This is a genomic window from Clostridium manihotivorum, from assembly GCF_004015185.1.
GTDB classification, from domain to species: Bacteria; Bacillota; Clostridia; order Clostridiales; family Clostridiaceae; genus Clostridium_AR; species Clostridium_AR manihotivorum.
In genome coordinates this window covers 3,086,897-3,104,105 of record NZ_CP025746.1, presented here as the reverse complement: position 1 = coordinate 3,104,105, position 17,209 = coordinate 3,086,897, and the positions used below count along the sequence as shown (strand labels likewise).

Below are 17,209 nucleotides of genomic sequence, written 5' to 3'. Positions count from 1 at the left end.
GAAGAACTTCCTCCGCCACCTCGTCTGTCTAATTTTTTATCTGTTATGCCAGGAAATCATCATCTTCAACAGTGGTGAAATCATCCGCAGCATTGGTTCTGCCACCTAAAGGCTCTCCGTCCCTTACCTTCTGGATATTGCCAAGTCCACAGGCCACACCCTTATTGCCATTTGAGTTGAAAGCATAGAAATTAAGGGATACTCTTGCATAGCAACCGCTGTACACCTCATTACGATCTAGAATAGGTCTGACCGCTTTGTCTACAATCTGAGGTGGAGTATTGCTGTTGGCATTTACGAAATAATGACCTTTGTAAGCCTCGTCGTCACGCTCCACGTCCCCATCCCTAAGCGGCAACTTGATGGCAGCCTTATTCGGTTTCTTACCTCCAAACTTTGCAATGCCCTCTTCAATAGCTGCATCTACTGCTGCATTAATTGCATTGATGGTTTCCTTATCTGTCTTGGGAATCAGTACTGAAACGCTGTACTTTTCCGCTCCGCCATTGATGGATACCGGTTCCCAGCCGTGAAAGTAGCTTAGCCGTGTATTTACACTTGTAACAACCTTAGTTCTGTTTTGATTATTCATATTCCAATACCTCCGTTATTTCGTTAAATTCGTTTATTACGTTTGATACATTCATAACCGGACGCTTATCTGAAAGTGGGACTAGCGTCGGTTTGCCCGGTGGTTTATGTATGAGGCCACCGAGAATTTCCTCAAATTTTGCCTTACCCATCAACTTCTGCATTTCTGTTAATGTAATGAGACTCTGACGGTAGATATCCTTATAGCCATTTGCCTTGGCTGCTTCAGCCACAGCATCTTCATCTCTATATTTACGGACAGACCTACCCTCAACAATCTTAAACCCATGCCACTCTTTACCGTGATTGACTGCAGCATCCGTGGCATAAGAAATGATTTCGTTTGCCCACTTCGTAAGGTCTGTCAATTTAGCAAGGACTTCCTCAATTTCAGCGTACGTAAGTAGAGGTGGTAATTTAAACTCCGACTGTGCCAGTTTCAGCTTTTCTTCCGCTCTTGCACGGCATTTAACAGCAGCTCGGCAGAAAGTACACCACTCACCTGGAAGATATTCACCTTCACCTTCATAGGCCATTGATGCCTTTGGTTTTAGTTCATTTTCTGCCCAGTCTTTTAATTCCTTTACCGAAATAGTCCATGTGCTGACATTTTCTCTGCGTGGCTGAAATATGGTCATGGAAACCTCCTCAATATCATACAGACTATCGTAGATTTCCAAAGCACCAAGTGCGTACAGTTTCATCTGTGGGTTTTCAATTGCATTTACAATAATCCCCATTCCGTATTTCATATCAATAATATGAAGTTTCTTGTCCCCAATGATAATGCAGTCACCGGTTCCAAAACCGTCTGGTACATAGCAAGAATAATCAAGGCGCTGTTCAATAAGTATCAACGGGTCCTTGCAGCTTTGCTTTGCCACTTCAAGCTGCTCCATCACAAATTCCACATAGGCATCGCTGTGTTCTTCCATCTCATCAGTGTTATAATCAGAGATTGGACGCTTACTTCTCATGTGAAGCGCTTTTTTAAGTTTATGTTCACAAAGAGCATGGGCGGCGGTGCCTTCGGCTGCTGCACCGGATTCATTATTTGCAAACTCCAACTCCAGTCTTGCAGATGGAAGGCAATGTAGCCACCTATGCGCCCCGGATGCAGAAAGTACTGCGTGTTTACCCATTGCCGAGTACCTCCGCATCCTTCAAAACATCTGCATAATGTTCCGGGTTAATTTCGCTTAGTTTAGAGCTGCCATATTTTTTAATAATTTCTCTCACTTCAGCAGTAAGACCGGCTTGACTCTTTTCAGCGAGTTTGGCTCTGACTTCCTCCAATGTGATTTCCTTTTTCTCTGGCTCACTCTCTTTTACAGCTTTTGTCGGTTCTTCTGTTTCGAAAGGTTCATTGCCCGCCATTGCATCTGCAACCGCCTGTATGCTGTCTGCCAAAGAACGCATATCTGAAACCACATCAAGGAGTAACTTGATTTTGCTCATGACTTATCCCTCCCTCCTTAATCTCACAGATAGCGAGTTCCTGTACGGTATCACCTGGAACAAGGATAGTCAGTTTCTGCTTATCACCAAGTAAGAAACGAAGGAAACGCTCCCTTATGGTGACATTACGACAGGAAACAATCCCGCCAGACTGTGGATGCTTTGAAACACTTATTTTCAAATTGTGTTTCATTTCGTTCACCTCTTTCCGAGAGCGTTTATGTACTGCCCTCTACCTATTAGCCTTGGGAAGAGGGGTAAGTTGAGGATTTCGGAAAAACTTTTTTGAAATTTTTCATTGCTGTTTCCATTCGATGTGAGATGGCACTGACTGTAACACCCTCCCGCTTTGCATACTCTGATACCGAAACCCCGTCCAAGACAATAGCTATTAGTAGCTCCGCTTGTTTTTCCTTTAGTGCCTTGCGAATAATGTCACAGACATATTCATACTCTTCTTGTTTCTCTCGAGTCTCTTCATCTGAGTTGTCAGGAAAATAATCCATATGATCAGATTCATCTTCGGCTTCGGCATCCTTGCGGAATGGTTTCTTTGGCATACCCCTGTGTCTGTCAAATTTATGCCAGTTGTTATATTCAGGCTTGTTGAACCGCTCATCTATAATTTCTTGGGCAGAGCGTCGAGTGACAGTTTCTTTATCTTCAGCAGAAGATAGCCTGTCCTCATAATCAGCATCAATCATTACAGTGCAGTCCTCGTCTGGTACCTCCAGATAGGTAGGTTTGTTGTCGTACAGAATTCTAATTTTCATTGTGCATCCTTTCCGCCGGACTGCATTGGCGGCAAAGGATACATACAAAAAGGTCTGTGCTTTGAAGTACACAGACCCTTTTATCCTGAAAATGAGCGCAATAAGGGGAGGGTACTTCTATTGTAGCGCCACAGTCCTTGCGGACTGGAACGAAACAATATGTATCCTTTGCCTTATTGCAAATCAGGCATTTGATATTTTTTTGATTTCTATCACACTAAAATGTAATGTCTTATATCGCAATCAAAATATCGCTGTTCGCAAATATTTAATTGATATTTGCGAAAATTGTGATATAATGGATATATTAGCCATCTCTAGGGGCATGTCCCTATTTACTTATGTTTAAATTATAGAAGGTTTTTAAATTTCAACTCACACGCATGGGTACTCACGGATACGCTCGGATACAAAAGTGATTGGAGGTTAGGGAATTGAAGTTTAGTGATTTTGCAAATATTCTTTACTCGATATTGGCAGACGGTAAGAACACTGATGAATTCACGCAGGAATTATTTCTAAACATCGTGGATTACCCAGCTGATGTAGATAATAAGGTAGAAAATCGTACGCTACCTGCGTTTAAGTCTTATTTCAACGGAACACGTTCAATAGACGGAATTGCCAAAGACATAAATAAATACATCGAGCCTGAGGTATTTGTGAGCTACATTAACGGATTACCTGAAGGTACAATCTCCAATCTTTGCAATGCTTTAATTGCGTATATACCAGACATTAACCTCTATAACACGGCAGAGGTTTGTGCCGATATGTTCAAGAAGATCCTTTTTAATGCAGCAAATATAAAGAAAAACAAAAAGACCACCCTCATAGAAATTGAGAGTGGTGCTTGTGCGTTGTCAGATATAATAAAACAAAGATATGGAACTCGGCTATTAGTAGAGTCAAAGGGTTTATGCCCAAACGATAACTGTTGCCGTCCATTATATATCAATGCAAATGGTCAAACCGACATGAACTATGAAATTACGCAGATCAATCCCAACCTACCTCCAGATTCCTTTGCAAATCTAATCGCCCTTTGCCCAGACTGTAGTAAAAGATATCTCCTCGCAAAAGATGATGAACAGATGAACCGTATGGAGATTATCAAGAGGCATTTAATAAGTGAAGCAGAGACTATAGAAGTTTTAGCAAACACAAAGGTTGAGGAGGGTGTTGAGAGAGTTCTTAGAAAAATTTCCGATACCCCAATGATGAAGTTGATTCCATTAAGTTATGAACCCGTGAGTCTCCGTGAAAAGATTTTACCAGAAAATAGATCCCTTTACATAAAAGCTAAAGCGTATGTTACTGAATACTATCCTGCTGTTCATGGGATTTTTCAGCAATTAAGTAAAGAACGCAAACTACGTTTTGACCCATTTTGTATGCAAGTAAAAATGAACTACATTAATTTAAGAGATAAAGGACTTACACAACCTGAAATATTTGAGGCCTTAGTAGAATGGCTTGCCTCAAATACCAATGATCGCAAGGACTTATGCGAAATTGTAATATCGTACTTTATCCAGAAATGTGAGGTATTCGATGCAATTACCGAATAAACTTTTTAGCTACAATGAAAGCATTATATCAAAGTTTCCAATCGTGCTGAGAGCATTAGAAAAAGAACCACACACAGTGGGAGCACTCTATGTAAAAATGCAAAAACAGGTTTCAAGTATTAATGAATATATAGAGATATTAGATGCACTTTTTGCACTCAATAAAATATTCTATGACGAAGAACGGGAGGTATTATGCCATGCTGTTTGAAATTAAATGCGATAGATTTATGTCACATGGTCAGCCTCGACCGGCCATACGTTTCCATAGTGGCTTAAACACCGTTCTCGGCGGGAAATCTGCCGACAACTCTATCGGAAAATCTACTTTTATGCTAATCATTGATTACGCTTTTGGTGGAGACACATATAAAGATTCCGATGCCGCGCACCATCTTGGAAATCATCTTATTAAGTTCGCTTTTGAATTTAATGATACAAAGTATTATTTTTCTAGAGATATCGTTAACTTCAACGATATTAATATTTGTGATTCATCATATAATACGCAGGAAACGATTCGTCTCGATAAATTCAAAGATTTCCTCTTTGAATCTTATAAGATTAATTTACCTTACACGACTTTCCGCGATATCATTGGTCGCTACCTAAGAATATATGGAAAGGACAACCACTCAAGTACACGACCACTGGACTCTTATCATGGGGAAAAAGCCGAAGTTGCTATAACAGCATTGGAAAAGCTCTTTAATGTATATTGGAAAATTGAAGAGTACAAGTCTGCTTTATCTAATAAAGAAGAAATAAAGAAAACCTTTAATAAAGCTCGAAAGTTGGAACTTGTGCCGTTTTCAATAACCACACAAACACAGTATAAGAAAAATGAAGCTGCAATTCAGCAATTAAAAAATGAGTTATCTAAGCTCATAGAGCAAACAGATCGAAAATTGGCTTCCGATGATTTAGCGCAGGCTGATGAGGCCGCTGAAATTAAAGGGAAAATTACTGCACTTAAAAGACAGCGCAGTCGGCTAAAATCTCAATTAGAAATTGTTAATGTTAGTATTAGCGGTGGATTCACTCAATCAGTTGCAGATCTAGCAGAACTGGCACAGTTTTTTCCAAATGCAAATATGCGTAAAATATCTGAAGTCGAAAGCTTTCATGGAAAAATGCAGAACATCCTGAGTAATGAATTAGACGAAGAATCTCAGAGACTTAAATTACTCATTGACTCTTTAAGCAAAGAAATATCTTCCCTAGAAGACGAACAACGTGCATTAGGGATTCCATCCAAAGTTCCAAAATCCTTTTTAGATAATTACACCGAACTACAACGAAAAATTTCTGGATTGGAAGCTCAAAACAAAGCCTACAACGACACAAAAGTATTTGTTGCAGATGTAAAAACAGCAAAGGAGAGTTTATCTCAAGCTCAAGAAACAGAATTGCGTTACATTGAAACCGCCATCAATGAACAGATGGTACGCTTTAATGATGTTATTTACGGAGGAAAAAGGAAAGCACCTGTAATTGATCTTGTTGATGGAAGCAAATACATATTCTGGACACCGGATGATAGTGGTACTGGAACTTCTTACAAAAGCTTAATTGTCTTTGATTTAAGCATTCTTAAATTAACACCGCTTCCGGCTATAGCTCATGACTCGCTCATCTTCAAAAATATTGCCGATGAGCCAATATCGAATATCATAAAGTTGTACAAGGAATTTGATAAGCAAATATTCATTGCTTTCGACAAAGATGAAGCGTACTCCGAGGAAACAAGTAAGATTTTGAACGAAACATCCGTTTTACATTTGAATAGTAATGGTGATGAATTATTTGGATACTCGTGGGGCGAAACAAAATCGTAATTCTCATGCAAATATACACTAAGGAGGCCATACGATTGTATATTAGTTATAATAAACTTTGGAAATTGCTTATAGACAAGAACATGAACAAACAGGAACTCAAGAAAATAAGCGGTGTAAGTTCAGCATCTATTGCCAAACTCGGAAAAGGTACAAATATTACAACCGATGTCCTGCTCCGTATATGTGAGGCTTTAGATTGCGATATTGCTGATATTATGGAAATTGTAAAAGACGGAAGTACCACATCAAACGTAAAGGAGTAATCGAATGAAACTGTTGTATTCAAACATCCTGCCCCTTGCTACATTACAGGGTCAAGAAACAATTATTGACTGCTTTAACGAACAAATCGCAAAGTCAGACCGAGTTGAAATTGCGGTTGGATATATCTCTCGTGCCGCTTTGGAAGAACTTGACTATTTAGTCAAGGAGCACAATCTATCCAATATATGCCTTACCATTGGTATGTACTTCATTGAAGGAATGCCAGAAGGATCATACAATACTGCTCTTGCAATAAACAAGAGATGGATAGAGGCCGGCATAGGCGAAATCAAGATTGTAAAAGCATTTAAATACCACGGCAAAGTATACTGCTTCTATAAAGATGGACAGCCTTTCTCAGCTATTATTGGTTCTGCAAACTTAGGTGTAATCAAATTAGATGCCAATAACCGCCGACAGTATGAAATCTCATCGATTACCGATGATGCTACTGAATGCAGAGAAATTGCAGATTTTATAGAGAGACTAAAAGCGCAGAACTGCTCAGATAATATTGCCAATATAACAGGAATGCCAATAATCAGAGAAGTTAACACCTCTCTTAGTGGCATCGATACGGTAACACAAATCCCCCAAACTGGTGTACAGCTATATGTACAACATAAAACAAGTATTTCATTTGTGCTACCGTTAAAAGTTCCTGCTCACGATGAACGACACATGGATGACGGTAAACACTTCACGAAATCAAATATTAATGTTAGCTATGCCGCACCACGAAGCAAAAGAAAATCCCGTGATTGGTATGAGACTCAGTTGACCGTTAGCAAAGAGATAACTCGCTCCGAAGGCTACCCTGAAAAAAACAAGCCTTTCTTTGTTGTTACCGATGATGGTTATTGGTTTAAGGCTCATACTACAAGTGATGGCAATAAGCAATTCAGTGCTGTTGGGGATGAACTTATTCTTGGTCGTTGGATTAAAGGTAGACTTGCAGCAGCAGGGCTAGTAATACCAGTGAATGATACCCAAGCCGATACTGACCGTAAAGGAATGATTACAAAAGAAATGTTGCAAGCATATGGTTGCAACAGTCTTGTGCTTTCTAAAACGGATCAGAAAGCATTAGACGAAGACGGATCTGAGCTTGATGTATGGGTATTATCATTTGAAACGACAATTAACGAATGAGAGGTGCGACTATGCAATACTTAAAGACATACCTACAAAAAATAAAAGACCGCGGTAACGAGAAATTGGCGGAATCTATTTCAAAAACTGCTGAAGATATTGGCAATCAGCATATTCGCAATTTTTCATTCACAAGTCATGAGATTGGTCTGTTGTTTGGAAATGTACAATCTGGAAAAACAGGTCAAATGTTTGGCGTAATGAGTAAAGCTGCCGATTTAGGCTTTCCTGCATTCATCTTACTCACAACAGACAACGTTGTTTTGCAACAACAAACCTTGGATCGAGTCAGAGATGATTTAGAAGGTTTCTGTATTTGTGGCGAAAACGACTCAGGATTGTTTATTGAGAATAGCCTTGTTAAACCAGCAATTGTCGTTTTAAAAAAAAATGCAAGAATGTTAAGACTTTGGGCAAATGTATTCAATTCCACAGGCTTTATGAAAGGAAATCCTCTATTCATTGTTGATGATGAAGCGGATGCCGCTTCCTTGAATACATTAGTAAACCGCAATAGTCAGTCATCGATTAATAGATATTTAGATTCTATAAAGAATGGTGCATCCAGTAGCCTTTATCTGCAGGTTACAGGTACTCCTCAGGCAATCTTATTACAGACTCTTGCTTCAGGTTGGCATCCATATTTTACATACTACTTTCATCCTGGCGATGCCTATTTAGGTGGAGACTTTTTCTTTCCGACAAGTGGTAAACCAGAATGTATCGATTTTCTCGAAGCAATCAAACGACCGACACGAAGTGTTGTTTTACGCCATCTTGCTGTTTCAGCTCAAATTTTAGCATCCAACGGCAAAGTGTCAAATTGTCTTATACATCCGAGTGTACGTCAAGCAGTCCACCAGCGTTTTGCTAATGACGTCATAAAAGAACTAAATTGGTGTATTGAACATATCAGTGATGAATTCATCACCGAATTACAGACCCATTACGATGCTTTAGATCCCGACAAATGGATCTATGTCAATATATTAGACACAAAAAGTTGAACTTTTTACGCAATTTTTCTAGCTAAATCTTCACATTTTTGCGGGGTTAAATAGCCAATACTACTATGTATCCTTTTTCTGTTATACCAAGCTTCTATATACTCAAATATAGCAAGTCTTGCAGCATCATAATCAAAATACTTAACAAGGTGAACTTCTTCTTTTTTTAAAGAAGCATGAAAGGACTCAATACAAGCATTATCATAGGGACAGCCTTTACCACTAAAAGAATGAGTAATTAATTTAGTGCTACTGATATATTCTTTAAAAGCAGAGCTTGTATATTGACAGCCTAAATCGCTATGAAGGATCAATGGCTTGGTTGGCTTTTGCAACTTAATTGCATTTTTCAACGCTTGCAAAGCAAGGTCGGTATCAATAAATTTAGACATGGCATAGCCAATTATTTTTCTACTATATAAGTCCATAACTGACGCTAAATAGCACCAACCATCCTTAATTGTGTGGATATAGGTAATGTCTGTTACCCATTTTTCGTTAATTGTGGTTGCATTGAAATCTCTTTTTAAAACGTTTTCTTGTGTTTCTATTTTGTTTTTAGATGAAGTTGGTCTGAACTTTTTTACTATTATAGATTTTATCCCCAGTTTCTTCATTAATCGTTGGGTTTTCTTTAGACTTATAGTTATCCCTGAGGATTTTAAAGCTTCGTTTATCTTAACTGCCCCGTAACGATTTTTGCTCTCTTTGTGGATATTTATAATCTTTTCTTCTATTTTTGAATTTTCTATTGCTCTATTGCTAGGCTTTTTATGTAAATGTTTATAATATGAGCTCCTAGACACCTTTAAAACCTTGCACATAAGCTTAATATCATGATATTTTTGGTTGTTAGTTATGAACTCAAATACAGTAGTTACTTCCTTGCGAATATGCCCATGGCTTTTTTTAATATTTCATTCTCTTCTTCAAGTTGCTTATTCTTTTTTATTAAAGCCTGATAATCTGCTGCAGTTATAGTTGTACCTTTATCAACAGCTATAGGTTTATTCTTCTTTATCCATCCAGTTATTGTGGATTTTGATAGGGCATATTCACTGCTTAACTCTGCTAAGCTCTTTCCAGCATTATAAAGCTCTACTATTGTATTTTTGAATTCTTCCGTATATTGTTTTTGGCCTCTTGACACTTTAACACTTCCTTCTCTTTCTTTATTTTAAAGTGTTCGGCTTTCTGTGTCTACAATATTATACTAACACCAAAAAGCGAAAAACTTTCATTCGATGTTATCTATAAAACTGCTAAGAGCTTGATGGAAAACAAAAGCATAAAAATTCTAGTTATGAATGGTAAGACAGATGTTGAAAGTCCGGAATATGCAACAGGCTGTAATTTTATTATAGGTGGAAATACTCTAGGGCGAGGTGTTACTTTTCCGGGTCTACAGACAATTTACTATACAAGAACAAGTAAAAAGCCTCAAGCTGACACTATGTGGCAACATAGCCGAATGTTTGGTTATGACAGAGACCCTGGCATGATGAAGATATTTATAGACGAACAGCTCTATAAATTATTTGCGGATATTAACGCTACTAACAATGCTATCATCGCTCAAGTAGAGCAGGGAATCGATAATATAAAAATTTATTATCCAGTTGGATTGAATCCAACCAGAAAGAATGTTCTTGATAATAAACGAGTAAATATTCTCTCAGGCGGAACAAACTATTATCCATTCTATCCAGATAATGACTCTATAGAGGATATATCAAAGCTATTGGAGACTTTCCATGATGATGAACCTTATTATCAAGTAAATTTGAGACTTATTAAGAAAATATTGTCCCATATTATTGCCAGCCCAGATTTCAAGATAGATGCATTCCTTTCAATCATTGACACACTTCTTTCAGAACAACCTGCGGGGCAAGGTATTTTGATAGTTAGAAGAGAAAGGAATGTAGCACAAGGCACAGGTGCGTTGTTGTCTCCAAATGACTGGAAACTTGGTGGCACTTTTCTCAATAAAGTCGTCCTTACCATGTATCAAGTAACTGGAACTAAGGGATGGGGTGGAAAAGCTCTCTGGGTGCCGAATATTAAACTTCCTCACGATACAATGTATTATGATGTGTGTGAAGATAATACAGAAGCATAGGAGGGCAATCATGTATGTTTACTAATAATATAGCGCAAAGAATTTTATTTACTCCTCCACTTCAAGGAGCAGATTCTTTATTAATATTAAGTGGATATGCTACTCCTAATATGGCATCATGGCTAATTAAGAGTCTTCAGGAGCAAAATATACACCCTATCAATATTTCATTGCTTATAGGTATGGTACCTTACGATGGGTTAAGTGTTCCTATACACGAGGGCTTTAAGGAACTCCATGGCAAGGCATACCCAAATGCCGTAGAAGACTTTTCCTGTAGTTATGTTTGTGAAAACCCTCCAGTTCATGCAAACTTATACATTTGGCTAAAAGGTGAATCGCCATTTCAGGCATATACGGGTTCTGCTGATTTTGTGCAAAATGCATTTATTCCATCTCGAAAAGAAATCGTGGAGTGTTGTGATCCCGAAGAAGCATATAGGTTCTTTGAGGAAGTTGAAGCAAATACCATATATTGTAACCATGCAGAAGTGGAAGACCATATCCTTCTCCGTCCAACACATCAAATTTTAGATGCTGAAAACAAGCCAGTAACTACTTTAGCTGGAGAGGGCATTATTTCCACAACACTATCTCTTCTTACTAATAGGGGTGATGTTGGTGAAAAGTCTGGTCTAAATTGGGGACAACGTAAAGGAAGGAATCGAAACCAAGCTTATATACATCTTCCCGCAAAAATTGCAAGGAGTGGTTTCTTCCCTCTTGATAAACAGCATTTTACTGTTGTCACAGACGATGGTCATACGCTACTTTTGAGGGTCGAACAACAAAACGACAAGGCAATTACAACACCTCTTAGCAATGCTCAACTTGGAGAATACTTCCGGAACCGTTTAGGCCTTGGAAATGGTGCATTTGTAACGAAACAAGATTTATTGAACTATGGAAGAACAGATGTTACCTTTTACAAAATCGATGATGAGCAGTACTTTATGGATTTCCATGTATAAACAAAGCAGTTACTTTGCTTTTGCTACAAAGTAACTGCTTTGTTATTCTTTAATACTTGGTTCTATACTCTCATATTCTATTCCAGCAAAGCACTTCAAAATTGCTTCAAAAATAATTTTTGCTCCTTGGCTAGGTACTGCCATACCAATTTGCTTGCGTACACTCTCTTTACTTCCCACGAATCTATAAGTATCAGGGAAAGTCTGCAATCTTGCTCTCTCTCTATTAGTCAATGCTCGTGGCTCTTCCCAATGGTAAATATGAGTTCCTCCGCCACCGCTTCCTGTGACCGTGTAGGAAGGCTTTGTTGGATCGAGCCTCTTATATATTTGACTTATTTTTGCACCTGTAATATTAAGCTGTAAATCTTCTGGAAGATCAGCTGTGAATGCATTCTGACCTGGAAGAATGTGTTGTAATCTTCTAACGACGGTTGCCGATTGCTTAGTCAATTCGTTGTTATATGCATCTTCTGGAATAGGTGGATTTTCTATTGCATTTCTGCAAGTATTATCAATTCCAGCATAAGGTGCTGTTGATGGAACTTTAAATTCAGTGTTTATGTCATTTCGTATGCCAACAATTATCAAACGGTGTCTTGCCTGAGGTATTCCATATTCCTCAAACTTATACAGATGAGGCGTAATCGTATAACCAGCCTCTCTCAATTCCTTGAGAATCTTAGTAAATGCCTTGCCATCATTTGCATTTCTAAGACCGCCTACATTCTCCGCTAAAAACCACTGTGGTTTAAAGATTTTTAAAGCCTTGACGCCATATGAATATAAGGGACCGTATACCCCATCCATACCTTTTTGTTCACCAACAACACTATAATCATTGCAAGGGAAACCAAACGCCAATGCATCAATTGGAGCAAGTTTTGACATATCAAGTTTACGAATATCCTCATGGTAAACGGTATTAGGTGCATCGGGACAAATATTTAATCTATAAGTCTCGCAGGTATCCGCATCATAGTCATTTGCCCATTGATGTATAATTCCAAAATCATCATTATCTATATTTGCATTTGTGGCTCCCCAAGCGATACCACCCGGCCCACAAAACAATTCTCCAAGCCTAAAAATCATATCTCATCAACCTTCCTTTTTTTGTTGAGAAAATCGATTTGTGCTTGAATATGCTGCATTTCCTCGTCATCAAGAGAAGAAACACCTTGAAACACAAACTGATATTCTTTAATATCTCCTTCATTCAAGTAACCTGCTAACACATAAAGCGGAATCAAATGAATGTTATATAACTGTGCGAGTTTTTTTAAATCATCAGGAGAACAATTAATTTGCCCTCGCTCCATCTTGCTAAGTCTTGAGTCTGTTATACCGGTAATTTCATATACCTTTTTTAGGCTCAATCCACTTTTTTCGCGACTCACTTTCAACCGATCGCCTAACTCAGACATACTATCACCTCTATAAGAGGATAACACTACCGCTGCAAAAAGTCAAGATATTTTATGAAAAATGCTGCACAATCGCAGCACAACATTAAAAGTTACAACTCTTTTTCTAGAAGATTATTTATATCACTTCAGATATTTCGACCTATCTATCATCTATCCTATCTCCACAACCCTACGAAATTATCTATCCCGTCTCCACAACCCTATGCACATTTTTGTGGTCGACTTGTTTCCTCATCAAATAAAAATAAGGATTTTCGACATTAAAAGTAACTGCCGAACAACAGGCAGAAAATCATCTAACCTCGGAAATCCTTTATTTATCAGTGTTTTCAGCACTCCTTATTTTTCAATCCTTGACATCAAGACAACACACTCAACGTGCATCGTATTAGGAAACATATCCACTCCCCATCTAAACCCCAAACAACCCAAATACCTCATCATCATCAATCACTCTCTCGCTCTTCCTATCAGCATTCTTAAGCATATTTTGCATTTTTTCTTCCATAGATTTTTTAAGTAGTTCTTGGAAGTCAATATTTCTCAATGTGAAGAATAATACAGGTTCTGAGTCTAGTCTATTTCCAATTCCATATAATACTGCAGCTACGTGTTTACACATCCATGCGGAGTCTGGGCAGCTACAGCTGAAATGTATTTCTTTTGGGTTTGGGAAAAGTCCATTTTTTGAAGCACTGAAGATTTCCTCTAATTCCTTGGGGAAGCTGCCTGCTAGTAGGGCTTCTAGGGTGTCTATCTTTTTGTTGCAGAGGGTACGGATATTTTCCCACTTTGCTTTATCTAAGGCATCTATTGTTATTGTAACTTTATATGGCTTGGAGCCGCTGCCTTGGACTATGGCTTCTGCTTTACCTTCTATGATTTTTAAGTCTAATACTGAGCCGCTTTTTACATAGGTTCTTCCTCTAGATATTCTGTTGATATAATCTGCATAGCTTTCTAGGTTTTTATTCCAAGACTTGCCCCACCATTTAGTTGCAATATTTTTTCCTTCTATAATTACTGGTGATATATCAGGATTTTCTTTACTAAGCTTCTCTAGGGCTTTTTTTGCCTTTGCTTTGCTTTCTGCTGCTGAAACTTTTTTATTAGGATTATAATACCACATCTATTTTCCACCACCTAGTTTGAATAGTTCCATTAATTCTTTGTTGTCTAGCTCTGTAATCCAATTTTCGCCTGAGGCTCCTATTATGTCTCCTGCTAGTTTTTGCTTTTCTTCTAGCATCTGATCTATTTTTTCTTCTATGGAGCCAGTGGTTATAAATTTATGTACCATTACGTTCTTTGTTTGACCTATACGGAAGGCTCTATCTGTGGCTTGATTTTCTATGGCTGGATTCCACCATCTATCAAAGTGAACTACATGATTAGCTGAGGTAAGGTTTAGTCCAACTCCTCCTGCTTTTAGTGATAGCACCATGTAAGGAATATATTCTTCACCATTGAACTTTTCTACCATTTCACTTCTTTTCTTTACGGAGGTTTCTCCATGAAGTACTAGACCTTTTTTATTAAATATTGTCTCTAAAAAGTCTGCTAAAGGTTCTGTAAGTTCTTTAAATTGTGTAAATACAAGTACTCTTTCCCTCTTCTCATAGATGTTTTCACAAATAGTTTTAAGCTGCTCAAACTTTCCGCTATTATCTGTTTTATATTCCTTTAAACCTAAATATTGATCAGGATGATTGCATATCTGCTTGAACTTCATTATGCTTGCTAAAACTAGGCCTTTTCTCTCAATGCCTTCAGAATTATTAAGTTTTGCCTCAAGCTCTTTTACAAGTTTATTGTAAAGTACTACTTGCTTTTTGCTCAAAGTGGCATATTCTTTAAGTTCAACCTTTTCTGGTAGGTCAGATATAACCGTCTTATCTGTTTTTAATCTTCTTAGAATGAATGGATTTACCATATTTCTAAGCTTCGCATAACCATTGCTGCTATGGTTTATATCTTTTACAAAGCTCGTAAATTCCTTAGTGGTGCCAAGTAACCCTGGATCTAAAAAGTCAAACAAAGACCAAAGATCTGAAAGCCTATTTTCAATAGGTGTACCAGTCATGGCTATTTTAGTTTTCGCTTGGATCTGCTTAATAGTTCTAGTTTGCTTAGTACCAGGATTTTTAATTGCTTGTGCTTCGTCAAGTATCAATATATCCCAAAGCTTCTCCTTTAGCTCTTCCATTCTAGCTGCCATACCATAGGTGGTAATATATAAAAAGCCGTCTTCTAGAGCTAGGCTTTCACTGGCTTCTTTCCCATGGAGTATAACCACTGGCATTTCTGGAGCAAACTTTTCGGTTTCCTTTTGCCAGTTACCTATTAGTGAAGCAGGAAGGATTAAAAGTGCCTTTCCTCCTTTTTCTACTCTCAGTTTTTCTAAGAAGGCAATAATCTGAACAGTTTTACCAAGTCCCATATCATCTGCTAGACATGCACCAAAGCCAAGGCTCTGCATGTAAGAAAGCCAATTAAAGCCTGTATATTGATATGGTCTTAGTTTTGCCTTAAAGCTTTGAGCTGGTTTTACTTCCTTTATAACCTTTGGATCTAACATAGCTTCCTTAACTCTTTTAAACCAAGCTCCATTGGTTACATCAAAAGCTACCTTCTCTTCATCTATTCCAAGACTTTCAGGTCCTTTAAGCTCCATTCGCATTGCTTCTGCGATTGTTAAGCCTTGTTTCTTAGATAACTTCTCCGCTTTTTCATAGGCTTCTAAGGCTTGAGATAATCTTTTTTTATCAACTTCAATCCACTTTCCCTTAATAAGGGTTAACCCTTCCTCCTCTAATAGAAGCTTCTTTAATTCCTCTTTAGATAGCTTTTCATCTCCAAGAAATATCTCTGGATTAAAGGATAGAAGTGCATCCATTCCAACCATTGAAGGCTCTTTTTCTCCAACAGAAACTGAAAGTCTTACAGAATTACTTTTATTTTTCCACCAGTTTGGTATCCTGCACATTATTCCTGCTTCTTCATAGGTAGGAATTTCTCTTAAAAATCTATAGGCTTCACTTTTAGTCAGTCTTAATGGTGAAAATAGCTCACCGCTTTCCATAAGCTCTGATATAAAGTCACTTCTCTCTGCCGCTTTGCTTATAGTAGACATCAATTGTAGAAGCTTTTCCTTATCCTCCTTATATTCTAAAAGTGCATTTTTTAGAGGCATATGCTTGGCTTTTTTTATACCTTTCTCTTTGTCCTCTGTCGAATAGGTAGCTAAGAATGCAAAAGGATGTTTATCTTCTTTATTTTCTACAAGGTGAAAAAACACTCTTCCAACCACATTGATATTGCTGTTTCTTTCAAGAAAAAATGCATTAACACTTCCTTGGTAGCTTAATATCTCTCTTCTATATACCTCAGCAATTTTTTCAAAGTTAGCTTTTATCCACTGATTATTGATAAACTCAGATCCTATGGAAAAGGGAAGCTTCTTACTTATATCCTCAAGTTCTTCCAAGGATAGATTAAGGTCAGCATTTTCTCTTGTAAACTCTATGTCTGATTGCTTAGAAATCTTATCAATTAATTTTTCTGATATGTAGTTTAAAAAGCTTATGGATTGAGACATCCAATATTTTTTACTCTCAAAGCCCAAGTCCCATAAGGCTTTATATTTATCTTTCAAAAATCTTTCATACCATTGTTCTTGAACTTTTATATCTTCTTCTGAAGCCGCTGACTTAGCTAAGGCTTGAAAATCTAAAATGAAACTTTTCTCGTTGAATATAGCAATTAGTTCTTTACTATCTTTAATTCCTTGTTTCAAGGGTTGTCCTCCTACCACTTACATATTTTATTGCTGAGTTTTTAGCTAAAACATTAAATTATACATGCCTTAGAATCCATAACCCACTGGATTTACGAACGGCTGTAAAATAAATTTATATGTAGAAACTCTTTATATAGGTATCAAACTTCAACTATTAATTTATATATGCCAGATAATACCCAGACCACGGTATTATTATATCATCAGAAGCCGTTATAATTTAAGTCTTC

General features: G+C 37.6%; 17 protein-coding genes. 8 read left to right on the top strand and 9 right to left on the bottom strand.

Going from position 1 to position 17,209, the window contains the following annotated elements; genetic code table 11:
- Positions 1–43: 43 nt before the first annotated feature.
- The 4 genes from C1I91_RS14005 to C1I91_RS13985 form a co-directional block, all read right to left on the bottom strand.
- Positions 44–592, bottom strand: a complete 549-nt coding sequence (locus tag C1I91_RS14005) for a DUF2815 family protein (RefSeq protein ID WP_052221226.1) — start codon at positions 590–592, stop codon at positions 44–46.
- On the bottom strand, positions 585–1,733 hold the full coding sequence (locus C1I91_RS14000; RefSeq protein ID WP_128213443.1) for a DUF2800 domain-containing protein: 1,149 nt from the start codon (positions 1,731–1,733) through the stop codon (positions 585–587). The genes C1I91_RS14005 and C1I91_RS14000 overlap by 8 nt, the downstream gene beginning before the upstream one ends.
- The gene (locus tag C1I91_RS13995) at positions 1,726–2,049 is read right to left on the bottom strand and encodes an rRNA biogenesis protein rrp5 (RefSeq protein ID WP_128213442.1); all 324 of its coding nucleotides are present in this window, start codon (positions 2,047–2,049) and stop codon (positions 1,726–1,728) included. The genes C1I91_RS14000 and C1I91_RS13995 overlap by 8 nt, the downstream gene beginning before the upstream one ends.
- A 239-nt stretch (positions 2,050–2,288) precedes the next feature.
- Entirely contained in the window at positions 2,289–2,822 is a 534-nt protein-coding gene (locus tag C1I91_RS13985; protein WP_238476012.1) for a sigma-70 RNA polymerase sigma factor region 4 domain-containing protein, read from the bottom strand.
- 434 nt (positions 2,823–3,256) lie between these two features.
- Between C1I91_RS13985 and C1I91_RS13980 the strand changes: the two genes are divergently transcribed.
- The 6 genes from C1I91_RS13980 to C1I91_RS13955 are packed head-to-tail and all read left to right on the top strand — an operon-like array spanning position 3,257 to position 8,657.
- The gene (locus C1I91_RS13980) at positions 3,257–4,393 is read left to right on the top strand and encodes an ABC-three component system protein (protein ID WP_128213440.1); all 1,137 of its coding nucleotides are present in this window, start codon (positions 3,257–3,259) and stop codon (positions 4,391–4,393) included.
- On the top strand, positions 4,377–4,604 hold the full coding sequence (locus tag C1I91_RS13975; protein ID WP_128213439.1) for an ABC-three component system middle component 7: 228 nt from the start codon (positions 4,377–4,379) through the stop codon (positions 4,602–4,604). Before C1I91_RS13980 ends, C1I91_RS13975 begins: the two co-directional genes overlap by 17 nt.
- Positions 4,594–6,231, top strand: coding sequence for a DUF2326 domain-containing protein (locus C1I91_RS13970; protein WP_164880538.1), 1,638 nt, complete (start codon positions 4,594–4,596; stop codon positions 6,229–6,231). Before C1I91_RS13975 ends, C1I91_RS13970 begins: the two co-directional genes overlap by 11 nt.
- A 35-nt stretch (positions 6,232–6,266) precedes the next feature.
- Positions 6,267–6,497 (top strand): helix-turn-helix domain-containing protein, encoded by a 231-nt coding sequence (locus C1I91_RS13965; protein WP_128213437.1) that lies wholly within the window; start codon positions 6,267–6,269, stop codon positions 6,495–6,497.
- Positions 6,498–6,501: 4 nt separating this feature from the next.
- Positions 6,502–7,650, top strand: a complete 1,149-nt coding sequence (locus C1I91_RS13960) for a restriction endonuclease PLD domain-containing protein (RefSeq protein WP_128213436.1) — start codon at positions 6,502–6,504, stop codon at positions 7,648–7,650.
- An 11-nt stretch (positions 7,651–7,661) separates the two neighbouring features.
- Positions 7,662–8,657 carry a hypothetical protein gene (locus C1I91_RS13955; RefSeq protein WP_238476011.1) on the top strand — a complete coding sequence of 332 codons (996 nt, stop codon included), beginning with the start codon at positions 7,662–7,664 and terminating at the stop codon, positions 8,655–8,657.
- 5 nt (positions 8,658–8,662) lie between these two features.
- Here C1I91_RS13955 and C1I91_RS13950 read toward each other — a convergent pair.
- Positions 8,663–9,807 (bottom strand): IS3 family transposase gene (locus C1I91_RS13950; protein WP_238476010.1). Its coding sequence is split into 2 segments (ribosomal slippage): positions 8,663–9,561 and positions 9,561–9,807, totalling 1,146 coding nucleotides; the frame shifts between segments, so codons are not numbered across the junction.
- Positions 9,808–9,930: 123 nt separating this feature from the next.
- Here C1I91_RS13950 and C1I91_RS13945 point away from each other — a divergent pair.
- Both C1I91_RS13945 and C1I91_RS13940 read left to right on the top strand, forming a co-directional pair.
- Complete coding sequence (locus C1I91_RS13945) at positions 9,931–10,779, top strand: Z1 domain-containing protein (protein ID WP_238476009.1); 849 nt, start codon at positions 9,931–9,933, stop codon at positions 10,777–10,779.
- 14 nt (positions 10,780–10,793) lie between these two features.
- Positions 10,794–11,750 carry a restriction endonuclease PLD domain-containing protein gene (locus tag C1I91_RS13940; RefSeq protein WP_128213435.1) on the top strand — a complete coding sequence of 319 codons (957 nt, stop codon included), beginning with the start codon at positions 10,794–10,796 and terminating at the stop codon, positions 11,748–11,750.
- A gap of 42 nt (positions 11,751–11,792) precedes the next feature.
- On the opposite strand, the gene C1I91_RS13935 is transcribed toward C1I91_RS13940, so the two are convergent.
- The 4 genes from C1I91_RS13935 to C1I91_RS13920 form a co-directional block, all read right to left on the bottom strand.
- On the bottom strand, positions 11,793–12,845 hold the full coding sequence (locus C1I91_RS13935) for a DNA cytosine methyltransferase (RefSeq protein WP_128213434.1): 1,053 nt from the start codon (positions 12,843–12,845) through the stop codon (positions 11,793–11,795).
- The gene (locus C1I91_RS13930; protein ID WP_128213433.1) at positions 12,842–13,177 is read right to left on the bottom strand and encodes a helix-turn-helix domain-containing protein; all 336 of its coding nucleotides are present in this window, start codon (positions 13,175–13,177) and stop codon (positions 12,842–12,844) included. The genes C1I91_RS13935 and C1I91_RS13930 overlap by 4 nt, the downstream gene beginning before the upstream one ends.
- A gap of 415 nt (positions 13,178–13,592) precedes the next feature.
- A complete protein-coding gene (locus C1I91_RS13925; RefSeq protein WP_128213432.1) occupies positions 13,593–14,309 on the bottom strand; it encodes an SWIM zinc finger family protein in 717 nt (238 codons plus the stop codon).
- Positions 14,310–16,976, bottom strand: coding sequence for a DEAD/DEAH box helicase (locus C1I91_RS13920; RefSeq protein WP_238476008.1), 2,667 nt, complete (start codon positions 16,974–16,976; stop codon positions 14,310–14,312).
- Positions 16,977–17,209 lie beyond the last annotated feature (233 nt).

Excerpts from the sequence above, each read along its gene's own strand:
- C1I91_RS13995 (WP_128213442.1), bottom strand. The coding sequence starts at position 2,049 with ATGAGCAAAATCAAGTTACTCCTTGATGTGGTTTCAGATATGCGTTCT.
- C1I91_RS13940 (WP_128213435.1), top strand. The coding sequence starts at position 10,794 with ATGTTTACTAATAATATAGCGCAAAGAATTTTATTTACTCCTCCACTT.
- C1I91_RS14000 (WP_128213443.1), bottom strand. The coding sequence starts at position 1,733 with ATGGGTAAACACGCAGTACTTTCTGCATCCGGGGCGCATAGGTGGCTA.
- C1I91_RS13955 (WP_238476011.1), top strand. The coding sequence starts at position 7,662 with ATGCAATACTTAAAGACATACCTACAAAAAATAAAAGACCGCGGTAAC.
- C1I91_RS13930 (WP_128213433.1), bottom strand. The coding sequence starts at position 13,177 with ATGTCTGAGTTAGGCGATCGGTTGAAAGTGAGTCGCGAAAAAAGTGGA.
- C1I91_RS13985 (WP_238476012.1), bottom strand. The coding sequence starts at position 2,822 with ATGAAAATTAGAATTCTGTACGACAACAAACCTACCTATCTGGAGGTA.
- C1I91_RS14005 (WP_052221226.1), bottom strand. The coding sequence starts at position 592 with ATGAATAATCAAAACAGAACTAAGGTTGTTACAAGTGTAAATACACGG.
- C1I91_RS13945 (WP_238476009.1), top strand. The coding sequence starts at position 9,931 with ATGGAAAACAAAAGCATAAAAATTCTAGTTATGAATGGTAAGACAGAT.
- C1I91_RS13960 (WP_128213436.1), top strand. The coding sequence starts at position 6,502 with ATGAAACTGTTGTATTCAAACATCCTGCCCCTTGCTACATTACAGGGT.
- C1I91_RS13935 (WP_128213434.1), bottom strand. The coding sequence starts at position 12,845 with ATGATTTTTAGGCTTGGAGAATTGTTTTGTGGGCCGGGTGGTATCGCT.
- C1I91_RS13970 (WP_164880538.1), top strand. The coding sequence starts at position 4,594 with ATGCTGTTTGAAATTAAATGCGATAGATTTATGTCACATGGTCAGCCT.
- C1I91_RS13975 (WP_128213439.1), top strand. The coding sequence starts at position 4,377 with ATGCAATTACCGAATAAACTTTTTAGCTACAATGAAAGCATTATATCA.
- C1I91_RS13925 (WP_128213432.1), bottom strand. The coding sequence starts at position 14,309 with ATGTGGTATTATAATCCTAATAAAAAAGTTTCAGCAGCAGAAAGCAAA.